This is a genomic window from Staphylococcus sp. FSL K6-0223, from assembly GCF_038008285.1.
This window is the reverse complement of sequence record NZ_JBBOYX010000001.1, coordinates 1,894,064-1,919,704: the sequence shown is the minus strand read 5'-3', so window position 1 is coordinate 1,919,704 and position 25,641 is coordinate 1,894,064. Positions and strand designations below refer to the sequence as shown.

Here is a 25,641-nt window from a genome sequence, read left to right as displayed (position 1 = left end):
AGGAAGTAAAAATATGGAAGCGTATAAAATAGAACAACTAAATAAATCATATGCGGATAAAGTTATTTTTGATGACTTAAATCTCTCTATTTCTGAACATGAAAAAATTGGACTTGTAGGTATAAATGGTACTGGTAAAAGTACTTTATTAAAAGTCATTGGTGGTTTAGATGAAGATTTTTCAGCCGATATAACTCATCCTAATCAGTATCGCATTCGTTATTCTTCACAGAAGCAAAATTTAGATGGTGATATGACAGTATTTCAAGCTGTTCTAAGTTCCGATACAGATACGTTACGTATTATTAAAACATATGAAGAAGCTGTGACTATATATACAGAACATCAAAACGATGCGAATTTTAAAAAAATGATGGAAGCTCAAGAACTTATGGATCAACACCATGCATGGGATTACAATGCTGAAATTAAAACTATTTTATCAAAATTAGGTATTAATCATACGACTAAAAAAATTAAAGAATTATCAGGTGGACAACAAAAACGTGTTGTCTTAGCTAAGACACTTATAGAACAACCTGATTTGTTATTGCTAGATGAGCCTACAAACCATCTAGACTTTGAATCAATTAACTGGTTAATTAACTATGTTAAGCAATATCCACATACAGTTTTATTTGTTACACACGATCGCTATTTTTTAAATGAGATTGCTACACGTATTGTGGAATTAGATAGAGGAAAACTTAAATCTTATCCAGGAAACTATGAAGATTACATTGCAATGAGAGCTGAAAATGAAGTGATTGAACAAAAACAACAAGAAAAACAAAAGGCACTTTATAAACAAGAACTTGCATGGATGCGTACAGGCGCAAAAGCAAGAACGACAAAACAACAAGCTCGAATTAATCGATTTAATGATTTGGAGTCAGAAGTTCAATCTCATCATCAAAAAGATAAAGGTCAACTCAATCTTGCTTATTCTAGATTAGGCAAACAAGTATTTGAGTTAGACCATTTAACGAAAAAGATTCAAAATAAAATATTATTCAAAGATGTAACAGAAATTATTCAAAGTGGTCAAAGAATTGGTATCGTTGGACCAAATGGTGCAGGGAAGACGACAATGTTAAATATTTTAAATCAAGATGATACTGATTATTCTGGAGAATTAAAAGTTGGGCAAACTGTAAAAATAGCCTATTTTAAACAAACAGAAGAAACTTTGGATAGAGATATACGTATGATTGACTATTTGAGAGAAGAAAGTGAAGTGGCAAAAGAAAAAGATGGCACTTCAGTTTCAGTTACTCAATTGTTAGAGCGATTTCTATTTCCGAGTGCTACTCATGGTAAAAAGATTTATAAATTATCAGGTGGAGAGCAAAAACGATTATATCTATTGAGATTGCTTGTTCATCAACCTAATGTCCTGTTACTTGATGAGCCAACCAATGATCTTGATACTGAAACATTAACAATTTTAGAAGACTACATTAGTACCTTCGGAGGATCAGTAGTTACTGTAAGTCATGATCGTTATTTTTTAAATAAAGTAGCACAAGAATATTGGTATATTCACGGTGGCCAATTAGAACGTATTATTGGAACATTCGAAGATTATGAGGCCTATAAAAAAGAAAAAGATCGACAGGATACACTTGAAAAACAAGCTCAACAACCTAAAACTAAATCAAACGCTCGTAAAAAAACGGGACTGTCTTATAAAGAAAAACGTGAATATGAAGCTCTAATGGAACGTATTGAAACGACAGAACATAGACTAGAGCAGATTGATGCTGAAATGGTAGAAGCGAGCACTGATTACGCTAAAATAAAAGAATTAAATGAAGAAAAAGAACATCTAGAGCAATCATATGATGTAGACATCACGAGATGGAGTGAATTAGAAGAAATAAAAGAGCAATAAGGGGAATGTAAGTATGGAAGCAACTTTGTCACATTATTTTGGTTATGATACGTTTAGACCAGGTCAAAAAGAGATAATTTCTAAAATATTAAATCATCATAATGTATTAGGTGTCTTGCCTACAGGTGGTGGTAAATCAATATGTTATCAAGTACCTGGTTTAATGTTAGGTGGTACAACGATAGTAATAAGCCCATTGATTTCTTTAATGAAAGACCAAGTGGATCAGTTAAAAGCAATGGGTATCGAAGCAGCCTATCTAAATAGTAGTCTAAATAAAAAGCAACAATCTGAGATTGAAAATAAGTTAATAACTGGTGACATTCAATTTTTATATGTGGCACCTGAACGTTTTGAAAGTAACTATTTTTTAAACTTGCTTAGTCAAATTGACATTCACTTAATTGCATTTGATGAAGCTCACTGTATTTCAAAATGGGGACATGATTTTAGACCGAGTTATCAAAGCGTCATAAATAAAGTGTTTACACTACCTCAAGATTTTACGATTGTAGCTCTTACAGCTACAGCCACGGCCGAAGTTCAACAGGATATTATGGAAAAATTAAATATCCAAAAAGAAGATGGAATTAAAACAAGTACCAAAAGACGTAATCTCATTTTTAAAGTAAATTCAACATATCAAAGACAAAAATTTGTTATTGAATATGCTAAAGCTCATAAAGATCAAGCAGGTATTATTTATTGTTCTACACGTAAACAAGTAGAAGAATTACAAGAATCTCTAGAATCTATAAATATTGCTTCTGCTATTTATCATGCAGGTTTAACAAATAAAGAAAGAGAAGAAGCTCAAAATGACTTTGTATACGATCGTATTAAAGTTGTTATCGCAACAAATGCATTTGGAATGGGTATTGATAAATCTAATGTTCGTTATGTTATTCATTACAACATGCCTGGAGATCTTGAATCATACTATCAAGAAGCGGGTCGTGCAGGACGAGATGGCTTAAAAAGTGAATGTATTTTATTATTTAGTGAAAGAGATAAAGGATTACATGAATATTTTATTACTGTTTCGCAAGCAGATGATGATTATAAAGATAAAATGGGCGAGAAACTAACTAAAATGATTCAGTATACTAAAACGAAAAAGTGCTTAGAAGCGACAATTGTACATTATTTTGAACCGAATGCGCGTCTAGAGGAATGCGGTCAATGTAGTAATTGCATTCAACAAAATAAAACTTATGACATGACCAATGAAGCAAAAATGATTATTAGTTGTATCGCACGCATGCGTCAACAAGAAAACTATCATGTTATTATTCAAGTGTTACGTGGAGAATTAAGTGATTATATTAAATATAATCATTATCATCAACTTACAACACATGGATTGATGAAAGACTATACTACTTCAGAGTTAAGTCATTTAATTGATGAGTTACGGTTTAAAGGCTTTTTAAATGAATATAATGAAATTCTAACGTGTGATGAAAGTGTGAAAGAATTATTGAATAATGATGTCACAGTGTATACGACGCCATTTAAACATAAAAGTAAGGAAAAAGTTTTCATTAATACAATAGAAGGCGTTGATCGTGCTTTATATAGTGAATTAGTAGAAGTTCGCCGTCAATTAAGTGAAAAGTTGAATATTGCGCCTGTGAGTATTTTTTCTGACTATACATTGGAAGAGTTTGCTAAACGTAAACCAGAATCTAAACAAGAAATGATTGCGATAGATGGTGTAGGAAGCTATAAGTTAAAACATTATTGTCCTAAATTTCTTGAAACAATCCAATCATATAAAACGAATATCTAACAAAAAATTAAATATGACTTAATAAAACAACTTAGAAGCTAGAAAAATGTTTTAAGTTGTTTTATTTTTTATTGTTAAAAAATAATTAGTATTTAAATCTATTAAGTATGAATTTATCAATAAACATGATTTAATAGAAAATAAGCAATATAAATTTTATAGTGATGTGAAGGAAATGAAGGTGACAAGATGATAGAGTTTAAAAATGTAACAAAACGTTATGGAACGAATGTTGCAGTTGATGATGTGAGTTTTAAGATTAATGAAGGAGAATTTTTTATTTTAATCGGACCTTCAGGTTGTGGAAAAACAACTACTTTAAAAATGATTAATCGATTAATACCGTTAAGTGAAGGATACATTTATTTTAAAGATAAGCCAGTGAGTGATTATCCAGTTTATGAGATGCGTTGGGATATTGGATATGTACTACAACAAATCGCATTATTTCCACATATGACGATTAAAGAAAATATCGCACAAGTTCCTCAAATGAAAAAGTGGAAAGACAAAGATATTCATCGACGTGTAGATGAATTATTAGATATGGTTAGATTAGATCCAAATACATACCGAGATCGTAAACCAGATGAATTATCGGGAGGACAACGTCAACGTGTAGGCGTGGTAAGAGCATTAGCAGCTGATCCTCCAGTAATATTAATGGACGAACCTTTTAGTGCGTTAGACCCCATTAGTAGAGAAAAATTACAAGATGATTTATTAGAATTACAAACGAAAATTAAAAAGACAATTATTTTTGTAACACACGATATACAAGAAGCAATGAAATTAGGAGATCGTATTTGTTTATTAAATGATGGTCGTGTTGAACAAATTGACACACCTGAAGGATTCCAAGAGCATCCTAAAAATCAATTTGTTCGAGAGTTTATGGGCGATCACTTACATAAAGATATCAATAATTCAAAAATCTCCGATCTAAATCTTACAAGAACACTTACTGAATATGACGAAAAACAAGGATACCCAATTATAAAAGATAGTATGAAACTTCAAGATACTTACGAGATACTTGCTAAACATGAAGCAGTCATTGTAGAAAATAATCATGCTTTAACACAGTCATTATTAAGAAGAGAAGATGTTTTTGACTATCTATCTAAAAATGATAAGGAGGGTTAAAGCATGAACGAATTTTTAACAACGCTCAATGATCGTAGAGGAGAATTACTAAGAACAATTTTTGAGCACATACAAATTTCTTTTATTGCTTTATTTATCGCAATTTTAATTGCAGTACCACTTGGTATTGCTTTAACTAAAACAAAGCGTTTATCTGAAGTGGTAATGAATATTGCAGCGGTATTACAAACTATTCCATCCCTTGCTTTACTTGGATTAATGATTCCAATTTTTGGTATAGGAAAAGTTCCAGCAATTATTGCATTAGTAGTATATGCGCTATTACCTATTTTAAGAAATACATATACAGGTATTAAAGAAGTAGAGCCTTCTCTAACAGAAGCAGCCAAAGGTATCGGTATGAAACCAATGCGACGTTTAACTAAAGTCGAGTTACCTATTGCAATGCCAGTCATTATGGCAGGTATACGTACAGCTATGGTGCTTATTATTGGTACAGCTACATTAGCTGCATTAATTGGAGCAGGTGGATTAGGGGATTTGATCTTATTAGGCATTGATCGTAACAATACAGCACTTATATTGATTGGCGCTATTCCAGCTGCATTATTAGCTATTTTATTTGATTTTATATTGCGTTATATGGCGAAATTATCTTATAAAAAACTTCTTATTACACTAGGTATTATTCTATTAATTATCTTACTTGTTATTGTTGTTCCACTCTTTGGTAAAAAAGGTGCAACGATTACTATGGCAGGAAAATTAGGTTCTGAACCTTCAATTATTACGAATATGTATAAAATATTAATTGAAGAGGAAACACATGATACAGTTAATGTTAAAAGTGGTATGGGTAAAACCTCATTCTTATTTAATGCGTTAAAATCAGACGATATAGATGGGTACTTAGAATTTACAGGTACAGTACTAGGAGAACTTACTAAAGAGGATCTAAAATCTAAAAAAGAAGCTGATGTATATCACCAAGCTAAAGCAAGTTTAGAGAAAAAATATGATATGACGATGCTTAAACCAATGAAATATAATAATACCTATGCGTTAGCTGTTAAAAGAGATTTTGCTAAACAATATAATTTACAATCAATTGGTGATTTACGTAAAGTACAAGGTCAACTTAAACCAGGATTTACTATGGAATTTAAAGATAGAGATGATGGTTATAAAGCAGTAGCTAAAAAATATAACTTGAATCTTTCTAATATTAAACAAATGGAACCTAAACTACGTTATACGGCAGTAGAGAAAGGTGACATTAATCTTATTGATGCGTATTCTACAGATGCTGAATTAAAACAATATGATATGGTAGTACTTAAAGATGATAAACATGTTTTCCCACCTTATCAAGGTGCTCCAATGTTTAAAGAAAAGTTTCTAAAAGAACATCCGGAAATTAAAAAAGCTTTAAATCAATTATCAAATAAAATTACGGATGAACAAATGCAAGAAATGAATTATAAAGTGACAGTGAAAAATGAAGATCCATATAAAGTTGCTAAACAATATTTAGAAAAAGAAGGATTGGCACATTAAATTTGTAAAAAGCTCATAGATACATTTTATCTATGAGCTTTTTAACACATAAAGTATAAATCGATAATTTATGGTACTATTTTAATTAATAAGTGAAAAAGGAAAGTAACTTAATTTATATAGGAGTGATCATAAATGAAAAAACAATTACAACAATTATCGGCATATCAACCTGGGTTATCACCGCAAGCACTTAAAGAAAAATTTGGTATAGAAGGTGAGTTATATAAACTAGCATCGAATGAAAATTTATATGGACCATCACCTCGTGTAAAAGAAGCAATTGAGGCTCACTTAGATGAATTATTTTACTATCCGGAAACAGGCTCTCCATCATTACGAAAAGCAATTAGTAAGCATTTAAATGTTGATGAATCTCGAATTTTATTTGGCGCAGGTTTAGATGAAGTAATACTCATGATTTCTAGAGCAGTTTTAACACCGGGAGATAAAATTGTGACAAGTGAAGCTACTTTTGGACAATATTATCATAATGCGATTGTTGAATCAGCTAAAGTTGTAAAAGTACCGTTAAAAAATGGCGGATTTGATTTGGAAGGCATTTTAAAAGAGGTTAATTCTGATACCTCATTAGTATGGTTATGTAATCCTAATAATCCTACAGGTACATATTTTAGTCATGATGAATTAGAGTCATTTTTGGAACGTGTTCCAAGTCATGTGCCAGTCTTAATTGATGAAGCATATTTCGAATTCGTCACTGCTGAAGATTATCCTGATACATTAAAACTACAAGAACGCTTTGATAATGCATTTTTATTAAGAACATTTTCTAAAGCATATGGATTAGCAGGTTTACGTGTAGGATATGTTGTGGCAACAAATGAAGCCATTGAAAAATGGAATATCATTCGTCCACCATTTAATGTGACACGAATTTCAGAATATGCAGCGATTGCAGCATTAGAAGATCAAGATTATTTAAAAGAGATTACTAGAAAAAATGCAAAAGAACGTGAAAAGTTCTATAACATTGAACAAAGTAAACACTTTTTACCTAGTCAAACGAACTTTGTATTTGTAGTAACAGATAAGCCACAAGCATTGTATAATGAATTATTAAACGTTGGCTGTATCACTAGACCTTTTCCTAATGGAGTACGTATTACAATTGGATTTGAAGAACAAAATAATAAAATGATTGAAGTATTAAAACAATTTAATTATTAAACTAAGGAAAAACCTTTAATTGCGATTCATGACGAATTAAAGGTTTTTTGCTATACTTTGAAAATGTGCAAAAGATAACTAAGGAAGTGATAGCATGGCACGTAAATCTATAGCAATAGATATGGATGAAGTATTAGCAGATACTTTAGGTGCAATTATTGAAGCAGTTAATATTGAAACTAAATTAGGAATTACAATGGAATCGTTACATGGTCAGAAATTAAACCATGTGATTCCTGAACATGATGGGTTAGTAAGAGATATTTTAAGAGCGCCAGAGTTTTTTAGACATCTTAAAGTGATACCACATGCTCAAGAGGTGGTAGAAAAACTTAATGAGCATTATGATGTATATATTGCTACAGCAGCAATGGATGTACCCACCTCATTTCATGATAAATATGAATGGTTACTAGAATATTTTCCATTTTTAGATCCACAGCATTTTATTTTTTGTGGAAGAAAAAATATTGTTAAAACAGATTATTTAATAGATGATAATCCTCGTCAGCTTCAAATTTTTGAAGGAGAACCTATTATCTTTACGGCTGCACATAATATAAATGAAACACGTTTTAAACGAGTGAATGGCTGGAAAGATGTAGAAGCAATGTTTTTAAATAATAATTAAAGTAAAAAGGTATGTATGAAGCTTGAAGCATTCATACATACCTTTTGATTATTATATAGTTGTTATTTCTCATCATTCGAAAAAGTAAGGATATTGATTGCTTTAGGTAACACATCAATGGTGATAGGTGTTTCTAAATTAATTTCTCCATCAATATCTACTTTCATATTTGGTTCAGTGCGTAATGTTATGTGAGAACCTGGAATATGATTAATTCCTTCGGTAATTTCATTCCAATTCATGCTATCTCTTTTTTTGAAAATATCGTTTAAAATACTAAAACTTTGTTGTTCAAATATAAAACTATTTAACTTTCCATCTTGTGGAGAAAGATCTGTAAGTGGAATGCGACTGCCACCAATATTAGGTCCATTTGCTATCACTAGCATAGACGTATTTCCTTTATATTCTTTGTCGTCTACTGTCAATGTATAGTCAAAATGTTCGGGATTCATGAGTGTTTTTACAGTAGAACCAACATAACTTAATTTTCCAAAGATATCTTTACGTCCTTCTTGAACATTTTCAGCATTTTGCACAATAAGTCCTAGTCCGACAAAGTTAAGTACATAATTATCATTTACTTTCATAACATCATATGACTCAATATGTGAAGACAACAATTGCTCACTAGCTTTTTTGAAGTCAGGATTTAAGTTTAATGTTTTAGTAAAATCATTAAATGTTCCTCCTGGAATAATACCTATAGGAAGATCTAGATCATATTTCATCACACCATTAATCAATTCGTTAACTGTACCGTCTCCTCCCAATATAAAAACGATATCAATATCATTACTATAAGTATGATCTTTTATTTCTTTACAATATCTTTCAATGTCACCCTCATTTTCACTTAATTGTATTGAAAGATGCTTACATAACTGAGTTAGTGATTTAGCGACTTCTCCCAATCCATCATATATATCTTTAAGTCCGCTATGTTCATGGTAAAATAATACCCCATGATTATACTGTTGCTCCATAGTTAAACCTACTTTCATTTAAAATGATATTATAAATATTTACCCTGAATTTTATAATTTTAAATATATAAGTAAAAAAATACTTCTAGATGTCATAACTAGAAGTACTTTTTACTATTTTGTATTTAATTAGTGAATACCCTTCATAGCTTTTGTAATCTTAGGTGAGAAAACTAAAATGATAAGAGTAATAACAATAGCAACGGTACCTAAGAAAATAAAATAATTCGTTTGACCAAGTGGTTTAATTAATTTTACTAATGTACCATTAATCGCTTGTGCTGAAGCATTTGTTAATAGCCATACACTCATCATTTGAGCATTAAATGCTTTAGGTGCAAGTTTAACAGCAGCACTATTACCTGTAGGTGATAAACAAAGTTCCCCAATAACACAGATTACATATGATAAAATAACCCAGTTAACTGAGAATTGTGTATGTCCATAACCTAAACCAACTAATCCAATTAGAATGTATGATAAACCTGCTAGTAATGTACCAATACCAAATTTAATAGCTAAAGAAGGTTGCTTTTTACCCATTTTTAACCAAATCATAGAAATAACGGGTGCAAATAATAAAATAAATAATGGATTGATAGATTGGAACAAAGCTTCCCCAAATCGAGTTGTCCAACCAAATAAGTTGAGTTGCATGTCAGAACGTTCTAAACCATAAATATTTAAAACGTTAGAACCTTGTTCTTGAATTGACCAGAATAACATACCTAAAATAAATAAAGGTATAAATGCTTTAACTCGAGAACGTTCTACATCGGTAACGTCTTTACTACGAAGCATAGTTGTAAAGTAAATGATTGGTAAAGCTACTCCAAGAACTAATACAGTATTACTAATTAAATCGAATGAAAGGGTATGGGTATAATATGTAACTAATAATACGATAATCACAATTGCTACTATGATACCGATAATCATTCCATATTTACGCTTTTCTTCTTTAGATAGTGGGTTAGTAGGTTTCATTCCAACACTACCTAAATTCTTTCTATTAAATAACAAATACCAAACAAGACCTAATGCCATACCAATAGCTGCTAGAAGGAAGCCACCATGGAAATTACGTATATCTACAAAATGTTGCAGTATAATAGGTGAAATTAATGCACCTAAGTTAACAGACATATAGAAAATAACGAAACCTGCATCAATACGTGTATCATTTTCAGGATATAAACGACCTACAATATTTGAAATATTAGGTTTCATTAAACCTGATCCGATAATAATAAAGAACATTGATGAGAATAAACCAAATAAAGCAAATGGTAAACTTAAACAGATATGTCCAATAATAATAAGTACAGCACCTAATAAAGTAGCACCACGTGTGCCTGTAATTCTATCAGCAATCCATGCGCCAGGAATAGAAGACATGTAAATAAGTGCTCCATATACTGACATAATCGACATTGCTGTAGTTTGATCAATACCTAATCCATTTTGGTGTATTGCGAAATACATATAAAATATGAGCATCGCACGCATACCGTAGTAACTGAATCTTTCCCAAAACTCTACGAAAAAGAGCACACCTAGTCCTCTAGGATGACCGAAAAATCCTTTCTGTGGTATTGATTGAATTGTTTGTTCATGGGAGTTATTTGTTGCCATTAACATCCCACTCCTTTCTTTCCTAATATGACTGATTACTATGTAAATAAGATTGTACAATTACATCTCACAAGAATTTCTTAAAAATATAAATTTTTAGAATTTTCAGTCAAATAAAATATAATAACTTATAAAAATAAAAGTTTTTATTGCTCATGAACTTATATCTTTATAAATTTTAGCGATAATATTAAAATACGCTTTAATTTAATAAATCGCAATAGTTTATTAAAAAAATCTAGAATAAAAATGACTCCTTTTATATTACATTAGTAAAAATAAAAGGAGTTAAAAAACATGTTATCGATTGTCTATTTTTTCAGGATACATATCGTGATTCATTAAACGATGTTCGGCCATCTTTTCATATTTAGAGTTTGGACGACCATAATTTGTATATGGATCTATTGAAATGCCTCCACGTGGCGTGAACTTACCCCATACTTCTATATAATGAGGATCCATTAAGTCAATTAAGTCATTCATGATAATATTCATACAATCTTCGTGAAAATCACCATGATTTCTAAAACTAAATAAATATAATTTTAGTGATTTTGATTCTACCATTTTTATATTTGGTATATATGAAATATAAATTGTAGCAAAATCGGGTTGTCCAGTAATAGGGCAAAGAGAAGTGAATTCTGGACAATTAAACTTTACAAAATAATCTCTTCCTTGATGTTTATTATCAAAAGTTTCGAGTACTTGAGGTGTATAGTCAAATTCATATTTATTATTTTGATTGCCTAATAATGTAATATCTTGTAATTCTTCTTTATTGCGACCTTGTGTCATAATTTGCCTCCTAATTGTTAGATGTATTAGATTGTCTACGTGCTTTTTCAAACATAAAGTAACTAGCGCCAATAATGATGATATAACCTATAAATGCATAGAAATCTGGTGTTTCTCCGAATAATATAAAGCCAAATAATGCAGTAAATAATATAGAAGCATACGTAAAAATAGAAATGTCTTTTGCTGGAGCAAAACTATATGCTAATGTAATACCAATTTGTCCTACTGCCGCTGATAATCCAGCTCCTAATAAATATATAATTTGTAACTTTGTCATCGGTTCATATGTTGCAATAGAAAATGGAATAAGAACGATGACTGAAAATAATGAAAAATAAAATACAATAGTATAAGGTGCTTCACGTTTACTTAATGCTCGTACACAAGTATATGCAGATGCAGCGAAGATACCTGAGAATAAACCGGCTAAAGAAGAGAACATAGTTGAAGAAAATTCTGGTTTAACAATGAATAACATACCAAAAATAGCAATTAACATAGCTATAATTTGATACCTTTTAATATTCTCTTTTAAAAATATTAAACTTAATAAAATAGTCCAAAAAGGGTTAAGCTTCATTAAAGTATCAGCATCACTTAACACCATGTGATCAATAGCGTAAATATTTAGTAATACCCCTATAAGACCTAACGTCGATCTAGTCATTAAAAGGGGTTGACTACTCATTTTACCCAATATAGGTTGCCTATATTTTATTATGAAAAATAATGGAATAAACATGGCTACCAAATTTCTTGCTAAAGATTTTTGAAATACAGGTAAGTCTCCGGCTAGTCTAAAAAAAACAGACATAAAACTAAAACCAATAGCAGAAATTAAAATAGCAATGATACCTTTTACCTTAGGATTCAAAGTATATCTCCTCATTTATAAAAATTTAACGTCTATATATTAGCATAATTTATTTGTGGATGCATAAGTACTTGCAAAGATAAAAAAGAAAAACTATAATGATAACGAACATATGTTCTTAATATGGTTAAATATACTCTAAATTTTTAATTCGTAAAATAGAAATTTATTCGGCTTTTAATATAAAAAATGAGTTATTTTTTTAATAAATGGCTAACAATATATTATGATTTACATTCTTATGTATTGGAAATCCCGAATAAATAAGGTTTAGTAATGGTAGGCAAAAAATCAAGTGAAATACCTTAAAAAAACTAAAATAAAATTTTCTTAGTTTTTAATATAGCTATGATGCACCTTTAACCGATTTCACGAACATTTGACATCAAATATTAACTTTTAATTAGGGTACCATTTATGTATAATGAAACACAGAATATAGTGTTGGGTTTTGAATTGAGACACAATATGTTGTGTTTGAGGAAAATAGAAAGATTGTATGAATAATTCATTTTAGTAGCAATTTCACACTTATTTGGGTTGGTTTTTTCGGAATCTACACTATTTACATGAACGATTTACAAATAATGATTTTTAAAGATTAATAATTAGAAACACAATATGTAGTATTAACTTGATTAAGTTAACGAAATGATATTCGTTCTAAAAGTAAGTTTTCTTATAAGACTAAGAGAACTTCTTTTTAATTAATAAGATTGTCGAAAGAGGGCGTTCCTATGAAAGTAGTTTATTTCTCTTTTTCAGGAAATGTACGAAGATTTATAAAACGTAGTGAAATTAAAAATGTATTAGAAATCAATAAAGACAATTGTAAGGATAGTATAGAAGAACCTTATATTTTAGTTACAGGTACAATTGGTTTTGGTGAAGTTCCTAAGGAAGTACAGTCTTTTCTAGAAGTTAATCATGCCTATATACGTGCTGTTGCTGCTAGTGGTAATCGTAACTGGGGACAAAACTTTGCGAAAGCAGGTCGAACAATTTCTGAAACATACCATGTGCCTTTATTAATGAAATTTGAGGTTCAAGGCACAAATAAAGATGTTATCGAATTTAGAGATAAGGTGGGGCATTTCAATGAAGATTATGGACGAGAAAAAGTACAATCATATTGAATTAAACAATGAAGTAACTAAACGTAAAGACAATGGCTTTTTTAATCTTGAGAAAGATCAAGAAGCTTTAAACGTTTACTTAGAAGAAATTAGCGATAAAACAATTTATTTTGATAGCGAAATTGAACGTTTACATTACTTAGTAGATAATCATTTTTATTTTAATGTATTTAAGAAGTATAGCGAAGAAGATTTAATAGAAATTATCGAATTCGCAAAATCTATTAATTTTGAATTTGCTAGTTATATGTCTGCAAGCAAATTTTATAAAGATTATGCTTTAAAAACAAATGATAAATCTAAGTACTTAGAAGACTATAATCAACATGTTGCCATAGTTGCTCTATATTTAGCAGATGGTAATAAAGAACAAGCTAAACAATTTATTTTAGCGATGATTGAACAACGTTATCAACCTGCTACACCTACATTTTTAAATGCAGGACGCGCACGTCGTGGAGAGCTTGTTTCATGTTTTTTACTAGAAGTTGATGATAGTCTAAACTCAATTAATTTCATAGATTCTACTGCTAAACAATTAAGTAAAATTGGTGGTGGCGTGGCTATCAATTTATCTAAATTACGTGCACGTGGTGAAGCAATTAAAGGTATTAAAGGCGTAGCTAAAGGTGTATTACCTGTAGCAAAAGCATTAGAGGGTGGATTTAGTTATGCTGATCAATTAGGTCAACGTCCTGGAGCTGGAGCAGTATATTTAAACATTTTCCATTATGATGTTGAAGAATTCTTAGATACTAAAAAAGTAAATGCCGATGAAGACTTACGTCTATCAACAATTTCCACTGGTCTTATTGTTCCATCTAAATTCTTTGATTTAGCTAAAGAAGGTAAAGACTTTTATATGTTTGCACCTCATACTGTAAAACAAGAATATGGAGTGACATTAGACGATATTGATATTGAAAAATATTATGATGAACTTGTAGCTAATCCTAATGTTCTTAAAAAGAAAAAAGATGCACGAGAAATGTTGAATATGATTGCTCAAACACAACTACAATCAGGCTATCCATATTTAATGTTTAAAGATAATGCGAATAAAGTACATGCGAATTCAAATATTGGTCAAATTAAAATGAGTAATTTATGTACTGAAATTTTCCAATTACAGGAAACATCAATTATTAATGACTATGGAATTGAAGATGAAATTAAACGTGATATTTCATGTAATTTAGGTTCATTGAACATAGTGAATGTAATGGAAACGGGTAAATTCAGAGATTCAGTACATACTGGAATGGATGCATTAACAGTAGTAAGTGACGAAGCAAATATTCAAAATGCACCAGGTGTGAAAAAAGCAAATAATGAGTTACATTCTGTAGGTTTAGGTGTAATGAACTTACATGGCTATTTAGCGAAAAATAAAATTGGCTATGAATCTGAAGAAGCCAAAGATTTTGCTAATATTTTCTTTATGATGATGAACTATTATTCAATTGAACGTTCTATGGAAATTGCTAAAGAACGTGGAGAAGCATATCAAGATTTTGATAAATCAGATTATGCAAGTGGCAAATATTTTGATTTTTATACATCACAAGAGTTCGTGCCACAATTTGAAAAAGTAAAAGAATTATTTGCTAATATGCAAATTCCTACATCAGAAGACTGGAAATCATTACAACAACAAGTACAAGAATATGGTTTATATCATGCTTATCGATTAGCTATTGCACCAACTCAAAGTATTTCATATGTTCAGAATGCAACTAGTTCGGTCATGCCAATCGTAGATCAAATTGAACGACGTACGTATGGAAATGCTGAAACATTTTATCCAATGCCTTTCTTATCACCTGAAACAATGTGGTACTATAAATCAGCATTTAATACTGATCAAATGAAACTTATAGATTTAATTTCAACAATTCAAACACATGTGGACCAAGGGATTTCAACAATTTTATATGTTAATTCTGAAATTTCAACACGTGAATTGTCACGATTATACGTATACGCACATCACAAAGGATTGAAATCTTTATACTATACACGTAATAAATTATTAAGTGTTGAAGAATGTACAAGTTGTTCAATTTAATTAATAGTGAAATAAATATTTAGAGGAAAGATTAAATTATTTTCATAGAGAAGCATTTTAATCTTATCCTCTTAAATAATGTAATGGTTAATAAATAGAGGAGGATTTTATTAATGAAGGCCGTCAATTGGAATACTCAAGAAGATATGACAAATATGTTTTGGCGTCAAAACATTTCACAAATGTGGGTAGAAACAGAATTTAAAGTTTCAAAGGATATAGCAAGTTGGAAGACACTAACAGAGGATGAAAAAAATACGTTTAAACGTGCTTTAGCAGGTTTAACTGGATTAGATACACATCAAGCGGATGATGGTATGCCATTAATTATGCTACATACAACGGATTTACGTAAAAAAGCAGTTTATTCATTTATGCAAATGATGGAACAAATTCATGCTAAAAGTTATTCACATATTTTTACAACGTTACTTCCATCTAGTGAAACAAATTATCTATTAGATACTTGGGTAATTGAAGAGCCTCATTTAAAATATAAATCTGATAAAATTATCTCTAATTATCATAAACTTTGGGGAAAAGAAGCCTCTATTTTTGATCAATATATGGCAAGAGTTTCAAGTGTTTTCTTAGAAACGTTCTTGTTCTATTCTGGTTTCTATTATCCACTTTATCTTGCGGGTCAAGGAAAAATGACAACTTCTGGTGAAATTATTAGAAAAATTTTACTTGATGAATCAATTCATGGAGTTTTTACCGGTTTAGATGCTCAAAGTTTACGTAATGAGCTATCAGAAAATGAAAAACAAAAAGCTGATAAAGAAATGTATAAGTTGTTAGAAGAACTATATAAAAATGAGGTATCGTATACACATATGTTATATGATGATATCGGTTTAACTGAAGATGTTTTAAATTATGTACAATATAATGGGAATAAAGCTTTATCAAACTTAGGATTTGAACCTTATTTTGAAGAAAAAGAGTTTAATCCTATTATTGAAAATGCATTAGATACATCAACAAAAAATCATGACTTTTTCTCAGTAAAAGGAGACGGCTATACATTAGCACTTAACGTGGAAGCTTTACAAGACGAAGATTTTATTTTTGAAGATTAGAATAATAACTAATTTTAGAAAAACTAATTGTAGAATCATCACTGCAATTAGTTTTTTTAATTTCTCTATAAAAAATAAAAGAATATTAGTATTACTATTGAAAAATTTATTATGACAATTTAATATATAGTTAAATGATAATCATTTTCAATGGAAATGGTATATATACTAAGGAGCATTACGAATGAAGTTTCTATTCAAAGGTTATACATTATTAATCATTTTAGTGATATTAAGTATACTTTCTTTATTTATTGGCGTAAGTCAATTATCAATAACTGATCTTTTTCATTTGTCAGATAATCAGAAAAATATTTTATTTTCTAGTCGTATTCCTAGAACTATAAGTATTCTTTTATCTGGAAGTTCTCTTGCTTTAGCAGGACTAGTTATGCAACAGATGATGCAAAATAAATTTGTAAGTCCTACTACAGCTGGAACAATGGAATGGGCAAAATTAGGAATATTACTTTCACTCATATTTTTCCCAAAAGGTCATATATTGATCAAATTGACTTTTGCAGTTGCATTAAGCCTAGGAGGAACATTTTTATTCGTTAAACTAATCAATTTTATAAAAGTGAAAGAAGTTATTTTTGTCCCGCTCTTAGGTATTATGATTGGTGGCATTGTTTCAAGTTTTACCACTTTTATAGCATTAAGAACGAATGCACTACAAAGTATTAATAATTGGTTGAATGGGAATTTTGCTGTTATTACAAGCGGCCGTTATGAAATTTTATATTTAGCTATTCCTTTATTAATTATCGCTTATATATTTGCCAATCACTTTACGATTGCTGGAATGGGCAAAGATTTTAGTCATAATTTAGGTGTTAAATATGAACAAATTATAAATATTGCGCTTTTAATCACTGCAACATTGACAGCATTAGTTGTCGTGACAGTTGGAACATTACCATTTTTAGGTTTAATTGTTCCTAATATTATTTCAATGTATAGAGGCGACCACTTGAAAAATGCATTACCTCATACATTAATGCTAGGTTCTATATTTGTATTGTTTTCCGATATTATTGGTAGATTAATTGTTTACCCTTATGAAATAAATATTGGTTTAACAATAGGAGTATTTGGAACGATTATTTTCTTAGTTTTATTGATGAAAGGTAGAAATAATTATGCAAATTAGTGCTAATAAAAAAATATTAATTCTCTTTCTTTTTACGATTTGCATGGCTGCTTTCTACTTACTAGTAGGTTTGGATTTTGAAATTTTTCAATATCAGTTTGAAAGTCGAATAAGAAAATTAGTTTTAATTTTACTTGTTGGTGGATCTATTAGTACGGCAGTTGTTATTTTCCAATCTATCACTGCGAATAGATTACTTACTCCTTCAATTATGGGATTAGACTCAGTTTATTTATTTATTAAAGTCTTGCCTGTGTTCTTATTAGGTACACAAGCCAGTGTAGTGACAAATACTTATTTGAATTTTCTTCTAACTCTCGTAGTGATGGTTCTTTTTTCTTTAGTATTATTTCAAGGCATGTTTAAATTAGGACATTTTTCGGTTTATTTTATTTTACTTGTTGGGGTAGTATTAGGAACATTTTTCCGTAGTATCACTGGATTTATTCAACTTATTATGAATCCAGATGACTTTTTAACCGTTCAAAGTGCGATGTTTGCAAGTTTTGACGCTTCTAATTCTAAACTTGTTCTTATTTCAAGTATACTTTTAATTATTTTAATTGTAATTGCTTTTATATTAAGACCTTATTTAGATGTGTTATTACTAGGGAAAGATCAGTCTATTAACTTAGGTGTATCATATGAAAAAATGACAAAACTTTTATTAATTTTAGTGGCTTTATTAGTATCAATATCTACTGCTTTAGTAGGTCCTGTTACATTTTTAGGATTATTAACAGTCAATTTAGCGCATGAATTCATGAAAACATATGAACATAAATATATTTTACCCGCAACGATTCTTATAAGTTGGATTAGTTTATTTATAGCTCAGTGGATTATAGAAAATATGTTTAAAGCTACCACTGAATTTAGTCTTATTATAGATTTAGTTGGAGGTATTTACTTCATATACTTACTTATTAAAAGGAGGAATGAAGATTGATTCAGATTAGAAATTTAGATAAAAAAATTCAGAGTAAATCTATTTTGAAAGATATAAATGTTGATATACAAAAGGGTAAGTTAACCTCTTTGATAGGTCCAAATGGAGCAGGAAAAAGTACACTTCTATCAGCAGTAAGTCGATTATTTGAATATCAGAACGGTACAATTAATATTGAAAATAAATTAATTGATGATTATAAAAGTGATGAATTAGCAAAAAAGTTAAGTATTTTAAAACAAACAAATCATACTGATATGAATATCACTGTAGAACAGCTTGTAAATTTTGGGCGTTTTCCTTATTCAAAAGGTCGAATGAAAAAAGAAGATCATGAGAAAGTTGCATATGCCATTGATTTACTACATCTAAGGGAAATCAAAGATAGAAATATAAAAACACTATCTGGAGGACAAAGACAACGTGCGTATATTGCTATGACAATTGCTCAAGATACAGAATACATTTTGTTAGATGAACCGTTAAATAATTTAGATATGAAACATTCAGTTCAAATTATGCAGATACTTCGAACATTGTGTCGCGATTTAAATAAAACGATTGTTATTGTACTCCACGATATTAATTTTGCATCTTGTTATTCAGATTACATTGTTGCACTAAAGAAAGGTGAAATTGTTAAATCTGGCCCAAAAGATAGTATAATTGAAACAAATGTGTTAAGAGATTTGTATGAAATGGATGTTCATGTAGAAGAAATTAGAGGCCAACGTATTTGTTTATACTATGATGAGGTTATCTTTTAAAATGAGATAAATATTTTTATATTTAAAGGGGTGATGCTTAGAAAATATAAAAGAAAATAGTTGAAAAATTGAGTGCCAAATTTAACTTATAAAAGGAGAAATACATATGAAGAAAACAGTCTTATTTTTAGTCTTAACTTTAGCTTTAGTATTATCAGCGTGTAGTAATAATTCTGGTAATAAATCAAATAATGAAAATGATTCAAAAGATACAGTTTCAATTAAAAATAGCTTTTCAGCAAGTGGAAATGACGAAAGTAGTAATGAGGATAAAAAAATTAGTAACACTGTGAAAGTGCCTAAAAATCCTAAGAACGCGGTTGTTCTAGATTATGGAGCATTAGATGTTTTGAAAGAAATGGGTGTAGCTGATAAAGTGAAAGGCTTACCAAAAGGCGAAAATAATGAATCTTTACCAAGTTTTCTAAGTGAATTTAAAAAGGATAAATATATTAATACTGGTAATTTAAAAGAAATAAATTTCGATAAAATAGCTGAAGCTAAACCGGATGTTATTTATATTTCAAGTAGAGCAGCCACTCAGAAAAATCTAGATGAGTTTAAAAAAGCAGCGCCTAAAGCTAAAGTTGTCTATGTAGGCGCAAGTGAAGATCATTATATTAAAGATATGAAAAAGAACACAGAAAATCTAGGTAAAATTTATAACAAAGAAGATAAAGCAAAAGATATGAATACAAAATTAGATCAAAAAATTTCAGATATGAAAAAACAAACTAAGAATTTCGATAAATCTGTAATGTATCTTTTAGTTAATGAAGGAGAACTTTCTACATTCGGACCAGGCGGAAGATTTGGTGATTTGGTATTTAATACACTAGGCTTTAAACCAGCAGATAAACACGTTAAAATAAGTCCACATGGTCAAAACATTAATAATGAATATATCAGTAATCATGATCCAGATATCATTTTAGCAATGGATCGCGGGTCAGTTGTGGGTGGAAAATCGACAGCTAAACAAGTATTAAAAAATGATGTTATTAAAGATGTAACAGCAGTTAAAAATAACAATGTTTATGAATTAGATCCTAAATTATGGTATTTTGCTTCAGGCTCAACAACAACAACAGTAAAACAGATTGATGAATTAGAAAAAGTAATTGATAAAACTAAAAAATAAATCTAGGATATTAAGTTTAGAATAAATAAAAGAGTGGGACATACATCCTAGAAAAATAGCCAGTAAATGAGTTTATTATAAATTCATTTACTGGCTTCTTTATTTACAATACTTCGTATGGTTGGCTCGATTTGTTAGGGGACAACTTTAGTCTGTAGTCTTTAGTTTGTCCTGTTCCCTCAAGAGTCTTGCCAAAATACTTTGTCTTTATATGTTATTCTATATATCATTTAATTTAAGTATTAAATTTCAAAATATAAATGATAGTGAAATTTACAACGTGAATTAAAATGTGCTTGGCAATTTGGACATGTTTCAGTCATCATGTATTCATGAATAGAGAGTTCATTTTGACAAACTCCACAAAGTATCGCCTTTTTATGAAATTCCTCTGCTGACCAACGCTGAATGTTATGAGATTCATGTTCGTTATGACATTGATAACAAGGATAATACTTTTCACAACATTTAAATTTAATCGCTATAATGTCAAGAAATGTATGATAGTGAATACAACGTGTTTCATTGTCTACGAGAGAACCATAAACTTTTAGCATTGTTTCACATCTCCTAACATTGAGAATTTACTCTGACTCTGGATATTCGCCAATGATTCGAACTTCACGATGTAATTCAACATCAAATTTTTCTTTCACGACTTTTTGTACGTGATGAATTAAATTCTCATAATCTGTTGCTGTACCATTATCGACATTTACCATAAACCCAGCATGTTTAGTTGAGACTTCTACGCCACCAATACGATGACCTTGAAGATTTGAATCTTGAATTAATTTTCCAGCAAAATGACCTGGAGGACGTTGGAATACACTACCGCATGACGGGTATTCAAGTGGCTGTTTAGATTCACGACGTTCTGTAAGATCATCCATTTTAGCTTGAATCTCGTTCAAGTTACCTGGTTCTAAAGTAAATGCTGCTTCAAGAACTACTAAATGTTGTTTTTGAACGACACTGTTTCTATAGTCTAAATGTAATTGTTCTTTAGTAAGTTGTATCAAATCGCCGTGTTCATTTACACATAAAGCATAATCGATGCAATCTTTAATTTCTCCTCCATATGCGCCTGCATTCATATAAACAGCACCACCAACAGAACCAGGAATGCCACAAGCAAATTCTAAGCCGGTAAGAACGTGATCTCTTGCCGCTCTCGATACATCTATAATTGCTGCACCGCTTCCTGCTATAATTGCATCATCTGAGACATTAATATGATTAAGAGATAATAGACTAATCACAATACCTCTGATACCGCCTTCGCGAATAATAATATTTGAACCATTCCCTAAATATGTAACAGGTAATTGATGTTCGTGAGCATAACGTACGATAGTTTGTACTTGCTTATTTTCAGTAGGTGAAAGGTAAAAATCTGCATTTCCACCAGTTTTCGTGTATGTATAACGTTTTAACGGTTCATTAACTTTAATAATATTGTCAGGTATTAAAGATTTTAAATCTTTTAAGATGTCTTCTTGTTCTAACATAAGTACATCCTTTCTTCTCTTCTATAATCTAAACTTTATTATAGCAACTTTACATATGTTTTGCTAAAAGAGTTTAAAACAATTTGTATATCATTAAAGTGTATGATACAAATTATCAAAAAATTTCTGTTTTTGGTTTTCGTAGTATCGGATTGTTGAGTTTAGATTGATAAATTTATTTTTCTGATTAGAAAACATCTGTGCTACGTGTTTTTGTGTAGACAGTACGTGATCTATAGCTAAATATTGAGTGAATAAGGGCGTATCTATTTGAATAATATGTAATCGTATTATTTGCTTAAGATTGATCATATTATCAAATTTTGCCATCATCACTTTCTTTTTATAAGGGTGGTGTAATCGATAAAAGCCTACATAATTCAATCTCTTTTCATCAAGAGAGGTAATATCATGGAGATTGTTGACTCCAACTAAAACATCTAAAATCGGTTCTGTGGGATAAGAAAAATGTTTTGTTCCTCCGATATGTTGTGTAAATTTTACTGGAGAATCTAACAAGTTAAATAACAGAGCTTTAGTGTCTTCGTACAACTGATGATAATCATTGCCGTTGGAACAATTTATAAATGATTGAACAGATGCATACATGTGTAACTCCTTCAATTAAATTATTATACAAATTCTGAAATACTATAACATAATTTATTTTCAATATAAATAACTTTATGTATAATACGGGTGTTAGGAGTGCAAAAATGAAAAAATTAATAATACTTTCATTATGTTCACTATACTGTTTGATACTTTCTGGTTGTGGTCAGAATAATAACGAAGATTTAAATCGCTTCAAACAACACCTATCTAAAGTAGAGACCAAGCAAAAAAGCGTGGAAAAAGTGATGAATCAATTAGAGCTGAACCGTTTAAATGATATAAGTAAAACCGATACAACAGATAAAAATAAAAAGTCATTTGAACGACTACAGAAAAATATAAATCACCGTTTAGTGCCTGAGTTTAAAGAGTATGAAAAAGAAGCTAAACATCTTCCGGCTAAGACAAATAAAACTCGTCAATTAAAGAAAGATTATTTAAATCATGTGAGTAATCAACATCAATCTATAAATGAAATTAAATCATTTGTAGATTTATATAATCAATCAGTTGTGGAAAATGAAAAAATTCTAAATTATACACATTCATTTGAAATAAATAGAGCACTAGTAGAAAAAGATATACGTAAAACAAATAATCAAGAAAATGCACATCTATTAAAATCTAAAATTGAAAACAATAATCGTAATTTACGAAAAACTGCTCAAAAATATTTAGAAAAGGATAATTATCCTACTTCAAAAGCAATTAATGAGCATATAAAACCACTGATACAAAAACAGATTAAAGATTTAAATCAGACTAATATTACAGATTCACATGTAAACAATGCTCGTAAAAATGCGATAGAAATGTACTATAATTTACTTGATTATTATGAGACACGTGAAACAACTATTAAGATTGAAGATCAACTTTCAAAAATTAATGTTGAGAAACTACCTAAAACGGGTAAAGATTTAAGTAAGGGAAATCACAACTTTAAAACAAAATTAGAAAAAGTATAGCAAAACGAATAAAACCTAAATTTAAATTTTTGGTTAACATTATATGATGAAATGTGTATAATTGTAGCCATTGAGAAGTTTAATTTAAAAAAAGGGACAAAGTTAAAAAATTTAGAGGTGAATAGAATGGCTATAAAGCTGAGTTCGATTGACCAGTTTGAACAAGTATTAGAAGAACATAACGATGTATTTGTATTAAAACATAGTGACACATGTCCAATTTCAGCTGCAGCATTTGATCAATTTAATAAGTTTTTATATGAAAGAGACATAGATGGATATTATCTAGTAGTTCAAGAAGAAAGAAAACTTTCTGATTATATTGCTGAAAAGACAAATGTGAAACATGAATCACCACAAACTTTTTATTTTGTAGATGGAAAAGCTGTATGGAATGCTAGTCATAGTGATATTAATGTATCTACATTAGCACAAGCTGAAGAATAAGAAAGATAAATATATCGATTTAAGAGTCTGGTACATTTTTTGTTACCAGCTCTTTATTATATCTACCTTTTTATCATTTTAAATGACTTTTATGTTTATAAAATATAAAAAATGAAATATGCGATGAACCTATGTATAATGTGAAAGTGAAGTTATAACGTATGAATTTAAGAAAGATAGAAAGTGGCATGAGGTGAAAATAGAATGAAAATTTTAGTAGCCATGGATGAATTTAACGGTATTATTTCGAGTTATCAAGCGAATCGTTATGTGGAAGAGGCAATAGCAAGTCAAATTGATCAGGCAGATATTGTACAGGTACCTTTATTTAACGGACGTCATGAATTATTAAATTCAGTATTTCTTTGGCAATCAGGTACAAAATATAAAGTGAATGTTCATGATGCTGATATGAATGAGATTGAAACGATATATGGACAAACTGAAGAAGGTACTGTAATTATTGAAAGTAATTTATTTTCAAAAGGTCATAAAGCAATTGAACAACGTACTAGTTTTGGGTTAGGAGAAGTTATTTTAGATGCATTAAACAAGAACACAGATCATATTATTATATCTTTAGGTGGTATGGATAGTTTTGATGGTGGCGTAGGGATGCTGCAAGCTTTAGGAGCTAAATTTTATGATGATGAAAATAGAGAACTTGACGCACGAGAAGGCGCACAAATGATTAAGTTCATTCGTCATATTGACATTTCTGGACTGCCTAGTACATTGGAAAATGTCAGACTACAAGTGATGACGGATTTTTCTAGTAAGTTGTATGGAAAAAATAGTGAAATTATGAAATTAAGCTATAACCATCAAATTCCACACAAAAAAGCAGTGGAAATTGATAATTTAATTTGGTACTTAAATGAGATTATGAAAAATGAATTACATATTGCTTTAGGGCCAATTGAACGTGGCGGAGCCGGTGGCGGTATTGCTGCGGTGTTGAAAGCATTATACAACACAGAAATTTTAACGAGTCATGAACTAGTAAATCAAATTACACATTTAGATGAGTTAGTATCTCAGGCAGATTTAATTATCTTTGGAGAGGGTTTAAAAGAAGAAGATCATATGCTTGAAACAACCACATTGACTATTGCGGAACTTACAGAAAAATATCACAAACCATCTATTGCAATTTGTGCGACTAATGATAAGTTTGATATATTTAATCATCATCGCGTAACAGCCATGTTTAACACATTTATTGAAATGCCGAAAACATACACAGATTTTAAAATGGGTCTTCAAATTAGACATTATACAGTTCAAGCTTTGCGATTATTAAAAACTACAGCTAATGGAATAAAATAAATAA

Annotated in this window: 23 protein-coding genes; 16 read left to right on the top strand and 7 right to left on the bottom strand. The window is 29.9% G+C overall.

Going from position 1 to position 25,641, the window contains the following annotated elements; genetic code table 11:
• Window positions 1-13: 13 nt before the first annotated feature.
• From MHI13_RS09540 to MHI13_RS09515, 6 genes are all read left to right on the top strand, one after another.
• Window positions 14-1,894: an ABC-F family ATP-binding cassette domain-containing protein gene (locus tag MHI13_RS09540; protein ID WP_048681244.1), complete on the top strand. Its 1,881-nt coding sequence runs from the start codon at window positions 14-16 to the stop codon at window positions 1,892-1,894.
• 13 nt (window positions 1,895-1,907) lie between these two features.
• Window positions 1,908-3,686, top strand: a complete 1,779-nt coding sequence (gene recQ, locus MHI13_RS09535; RefSeq protein WP_019834933.1) for a DNA helicase RecQ — start codon at window positions 1,908-1,910, stop codon at window positions 3,684-3,686.
• Between the two features lie 189 nt (window positions 3,687-3,875).
• The gene (locus tag MHI13_RS09530) at window positions 3,876-4,832 is read left to right on the top strand and encodes an ABC transporter ATP-binding protein (RefSeq protein WP_019834934.1); all 957 of its coding nucleotides are present in this window, start codon (window positions 3,876-3,878) and stop codon (window positions 4,830-4,832) included.
• Window positions 4,833-4,835: 3 nt separating this feature from the next.
• Window positions 4,836-6,350 (top strand): ABC transporter permease/substrate-binding protein, encoded by a 1,515-nt coding sequence (locus MHI13_RS09525; RefSeq protein WP_019834935.1) that lies wholly within the window; start codon window positions 4,836-4,838, stop codon window positions 6,348-6,350.
• 135 nt (window positions 6,351-6,485) lie between these two features.
• Window positions 6,486-7,541: a histidinol-phosphate transaminase gene (gene hisC / locus MHI13_RS09520; RefSeq protein ID WP_019834936.1), complete on the top strand. Its 1,056-nt coding sequence runs from the start codon at window positions 6,486-6,488 to the stop codon at window positions 7,539-7,541.
• Between the two features lie 94 nt (window positions 7,542-7,635).
• Window positions 7,636-8,172 (top strand): 5' nucleotidase, NT5C type, encoded by a 537-nt coding sequence (locus MHI13_RS09515; protein WP_017175949.1) that lies wholly within the window; start codon window positions 7,636-7,638, stop codon window positions 8,170-8,172.
• Window positions 8,173-8,234: 62 nt separating this feature from the next.
• Here MHI13_RS09515 and MHI13_RS09510 read toward each other — a convergent pair whose 3' ends face one another.
• From MHI13_RS09510 to MHI13_RS09495, 4 genes are all read right to left on the bottom strand, one after another.
• Window positions 8,235-9,158, bottom strand: a complete 924-nt coding sequence (locus MHI13_RS09510) for a diacylglycerol/lipid kinase family protein (RefSeq protein ID WP_017175948.1) — start codon at window positions 9,156-9,158, stop codon at window positions 8,235-8,237.
• 129 nt (window positions 9,159-9,287) lie between these two features.
• Window positions 9,288-10,793 (bottom strand): S-Cys-Gly-3M3SH uptake peptide MFS transporter, encoded by a 1,506-nt coding sequence (locus MHI13_RS09505; RefSeq protein ID WP_017175947.1) that lies wholly within the window; start codon window positions 10,791-10,793, stop codon window positions 9,288-9,290.
• Between the two features lie 300 nt (window positions 10,794-11,093).
• Entirely contained in the window at window positions 11,094-11,594 is a 501-nt protein-coding gene (gene queF, locus MHI13_RS09500; protein WP_002449091.1) for a preQ(1) synthase, read from the bottom strand.
• A gap of 10 nt (window positions 11,595-11,604) precedes the next feature.
• On the bottom strand, window positions 11,605-12,471 hold the full coding sequence (locus tag MHI13_RS09495; protein WP_002449096.1) for a DMT family transporter: 867 nt from the start codon (window positions 12,469-12,471) through the stop codon (window positions 11,605-11,607).
• Window positions 12,472-13,208: 737 nt separating this feature from the next.
• Between MHI13_RS09495 and nrdI the strand changes: the two genes are divergently transcribed.
• The 7 genes from nrdI (at window position 13,209) to MHI13_RS09460 (ending at window position 20,767) form a co-directional block, all read left to right on the top strand.
• Window positions 13,209-13,607: a class Ib ribonucleoside-diphosphate reductase assembly flavoprotein NrdI gene (gene nrdI / locus MHI13_RS09490; RefSeq protein ID WP_002449085.1), complete on the top strand. Its 399-nt coding sequence runs from the start codon at window positions 13,209-13,211 to the stop codon at window positions 13,605-13,607.
• Window positions 13,570-15,675, top strand: coding sequence for a class 1b ribonucleoside-diphosphate reductase subunit alpha (gene nrdE / locus MHI13_RS09485; RefSeq protein WP_070548431.1), 2,106 nt, complete (start codon window positions 13,570-13,572; stop codon window positions 15,673-15,675). Before nrdI ends, nrdE begins: the two co-directional genes overlap by 38 nt.
• Before the next feature lie 113 nt (window positions 15,676-15,788).
• A complete protein-coding gene (nrdF, locus tag MHI13_RS09480) occupies window positions 15,789-16,757 on the top strand; it encodes a class 1b ribonucleoside-diphosphate reductase subunit beta (protein ID WP_002455627.1) in 969 nt (322 codons plus the stop codon).
• Window positions 16,758-16,941: 184 nt separating this feature from the next.
• Window positions 16,942-17,910, top strand: a complete 969-nt coding sequence (locus MHI13_RS09475) for an ABC transporter permease (RefSeq protein ID WP_002449086.1) — start codon at window positions 16,942-16,944, stop codon at window positions 17,908-17,910.
• The gene (locus tag MHI13_RS09470) at window positions 17,900-18,859 is read left to right on the top strand and encodes an iron chelate uptake ABC transporter family permease subunit (protein WP_002449066.1); all 960 of its coding nucleotides are present in this window, start codon (window positions 17,900-17,902) and stop codon (window positions 18,857-18,859) included. The genes MHI13_RS09475 and MHI13_RS09470 overlap by 11 nt, the downstream gene beginning before the upstream one ends.
• Complete coding sequence (locus MHI13_RS09465) at window positions 18,856-19,626, top strand: iron ABC transporter ATP-binding protein (protein ID WP_017175941.1); 771 nt, start codon at window positions 18,856-18,858, stop codon at window positions 19,624-19,626. The genes MHI13_RS09470 and MHI13_RS09465 overlap by 4 nt, the downstream gene beginning before the upstream one ends.
• A gap of 106 nt (window positions 19,627-19,732) precedes the next feature.
• A complete protein-coding gene (locus tag MHI13_RS09460; RefSeq protein WP_048761397.1) occupies window positions 19,733-20,767 on the top strand; it encodes a ferrated catecholamine ABC transporter substrate-binding lipoprotein SstD in 1,035 nt (344 codons plus the stop codon).
• 242 nt (window positions 20,768-21,009) lie between these two features.
• Here the strand turns inward: MHI13_RS09460 and MHI13_RS09455 are convergent, their stop codons facing one another.
• From MHI13_RS09455 to MHI13_RS09445, 3 genes are all read right to left on the bottom strand, one after another.
• A complete protein-coding gene (locus MHI13_RS09455; RefSeq protein ID WP_017175939.1) occupies window positions 21,010-21,324 on the bottom strand; it encodes a CHY zinc finger protein in 315 nt (104 codons plus the stop codon).
• A 27-nt stretch (window positions 21,325-21,351) separates the two neighbouring features.
• Window positions 21,352-22,278: a UDP-N-acetylmuramate dehydrogenase gene (gene murB / locus MHI13_RS09450; protein ID WP_049415425.1), complete on the bottom strand. Its 927-nt coding sequence runs from the start codon at window positions 22,276-22,278 to the stop codon at window positions 21,352-21,354.
• A gap of 93 nt (window positions 22,279-22,371) precedes the next feature.
• Window positions 22,372-22,887 (bottom strand): GrpB family protein, encoded by a 516-nt coding sequence (locus MHI13_RS09445; protein WP_017175937.1) that lies wholly within the window; start codon window positions 22,885-22,887, stop codon window positions 22,372-22,374.
• A gap of 107 nt (window positions 22,888-22,994) precedes the next feature.
• Between MHI13_RS09445 and MHI13_RS09440 the strand changes: the two genes are divergently transcribed.
• The 3 genes from MHI13_RS09440 (at window position 22,995) to MHI13_RS09430 (ending at window position 25,637) form a co-directional block, all read left to right on the top strand.
• Window positions 22,995-23,861 (top strand): EMYY motif lipoprotein, encoded by an 867-nt coding sequence (locus MHI13_RS09440; protein ID WP_049415420.1) that lies wholly within the window; start codon window positions 22,995-22,997, stop codon window positions 23,859-23,861.
• A gap of 126 nt (window positions 23,862-23,987) precedes the next feature.
• Window positions 23,988-24,308 carry a bacillithiol system redox-active protein YtxJ gene (gene ytxJ / locus MHI13_RS09435; protein ID WP_070548429.1) on the top strand — a complete coding sequence of 107 codons (321 nt, stop codon included), beginning with the start codon at window positions 23,988-23,990 and terminating at the stop codon, window positions 24,306-24,308.
• A gap of 204 nt (window positions 24,309-24,512) precedes the next feature.
• Window positions 24,513-25,637, top strand: a complete 1,125-nt coding sequence (locus tag MHI13_RS09430; RefSeq protein ID WP_070548427.1) for a glycerate kinase — start codon at window positions 24,513-24,515, stop codon at window positions 25,635-25,637.
• The last annotated feature ends 4 nt before the right edge of the window (window positions 25,638-25,641 follow it).

Coding starts and splice junctions, on each gene's coding strand:
- MHI13_RS09540 (WP_048681244.1), top strand. CDS start 14: ATGGAAGCGTATAAAATAGAACAACTAAATAAATCATATGCGGATAAA.
- recQ (WP_019834933.1), top strand. CDS start 1,908: ATGGAAGCAACTTTGTCACATTATTTTGGTTATGATACGTTTAGACCA.
- MHI13_RS09530 (WP_019834934.1), top strand. CDS start 3,876: ATGATAGAGTTTAAAAATGTAACAAAACGTTATGGAACGAATGTTGCA.
- MHI13_RS09525 (WP_019834935.1), top strand. CDS start 4,836: ATGAACGAATTTTTAACAACGCTCAATGATCGTAGAGGAGAATTACTA.
- hisC (WP_019834936.1), top strand. CDS start 6,486: ATGAAAAAACAATTACAACAATTATCGGCATATCAACCTGGGTTATCA.
- MHI13_RS09515 (WP_017175949.1), top strand. CDS start 7,636: ATGGCACGTAAATCTATAGCAATAGATATGGATGAAGTATTAGCAGAT.
- MHI13_RS09510 (WP_017175948.1), bottom strand. CDS start 9,158: ATGGAGCAACAGTATAATCATGGGGTATTATTTTACCATGAACATAGC.
- MHI13_RS09505 (WP_017175947.1), bottom strand. CDS start 10,793: ATGGCAACAAATAACTCCCATGAACAAACAATTCAATCAATACCACAG.
- queF (WP_002449091.1), bottom strand. CDS start 11,594: ATGACACAAGGTCGCAATAAAGAAGAATTACAAGATATTACATTATTA.
- nrdI (WP_002449085.1), top strand. CDS start 13,209: ATGAAAGTAGTTTATTTCTCTTTTTCAGGAAATGTACGAAGATTTATA.
- nrdE (WP_070548431.1), top strand. CDS start 13,570: ATGAAGATTATGGACGAGAAAAAGTACAATCATATTGAATTAAACAAT.
- nrdF (WP_002455627.1), top strand. CDS start 15,789: ATGAAGGCCGTCAATTGGAATACTCAAGAAGATATGACAAATATGTTT.
- MHI13_RS09475 (WP_002449086.1), top strand. CDS start 16,942: ATGAAGTTTCTATTCAAAGGTTATACATTATTAATCATTTTAGTGATA.
- MHI13_RS09470 (WP_002449066.1), top strand. CDS start 17,900: ATGCAAATTAGTGCTAATAAAAAAATATTAATTCTCTTTCTTTTTACG.
- MHI13_RS09460 (WP_048761397.1), top strand. CDS start 19,733: ATGAAGAAAACAGTCTTATTTTTAGTCTTAACTTTAGCTTTAGTATTA.
- MHI13_RS09455 (WP_017175939.1), bottom strand. CDS start 21,324: ATGCTAAAAGTTTATGGTTCTCTCGTAGACAATGAAACACGTTGTATT.
- murB (WP_049415425.1), bottom strand. CDS start 22,278: ATGTTAGAACAAGAAGACATCTTAAAAGATTTAAAATCTTTAATACCT.
- MHI13_RS09445 (WP_017175937.1), bottom strand. CDS start 22,887: ATGTATGCATCTGTTCAATCATTTATAAATTGTTCCAACGGCAATGAT.
- MHI13_RS09440 (WP_049415420.1), top strand. CDS start 22,995: ATGAAAAAATTAATAATACTTTCATTATGTTCACTATACTGTTTGATA.
- ytxJ (WP_070548429.1), top strand. CDS start 23,988: ATGGCTATAAAGCTGAGTTCGATTGACCAGTTTGAACAAGTATTAGAA.
- MHI13_RS09430 (WP_070548427.1), top strand. CDS start 24,513: ATGAAAATTTTAGTAGCCATGGATGAATTTAACGGTATTATTTCGAGT.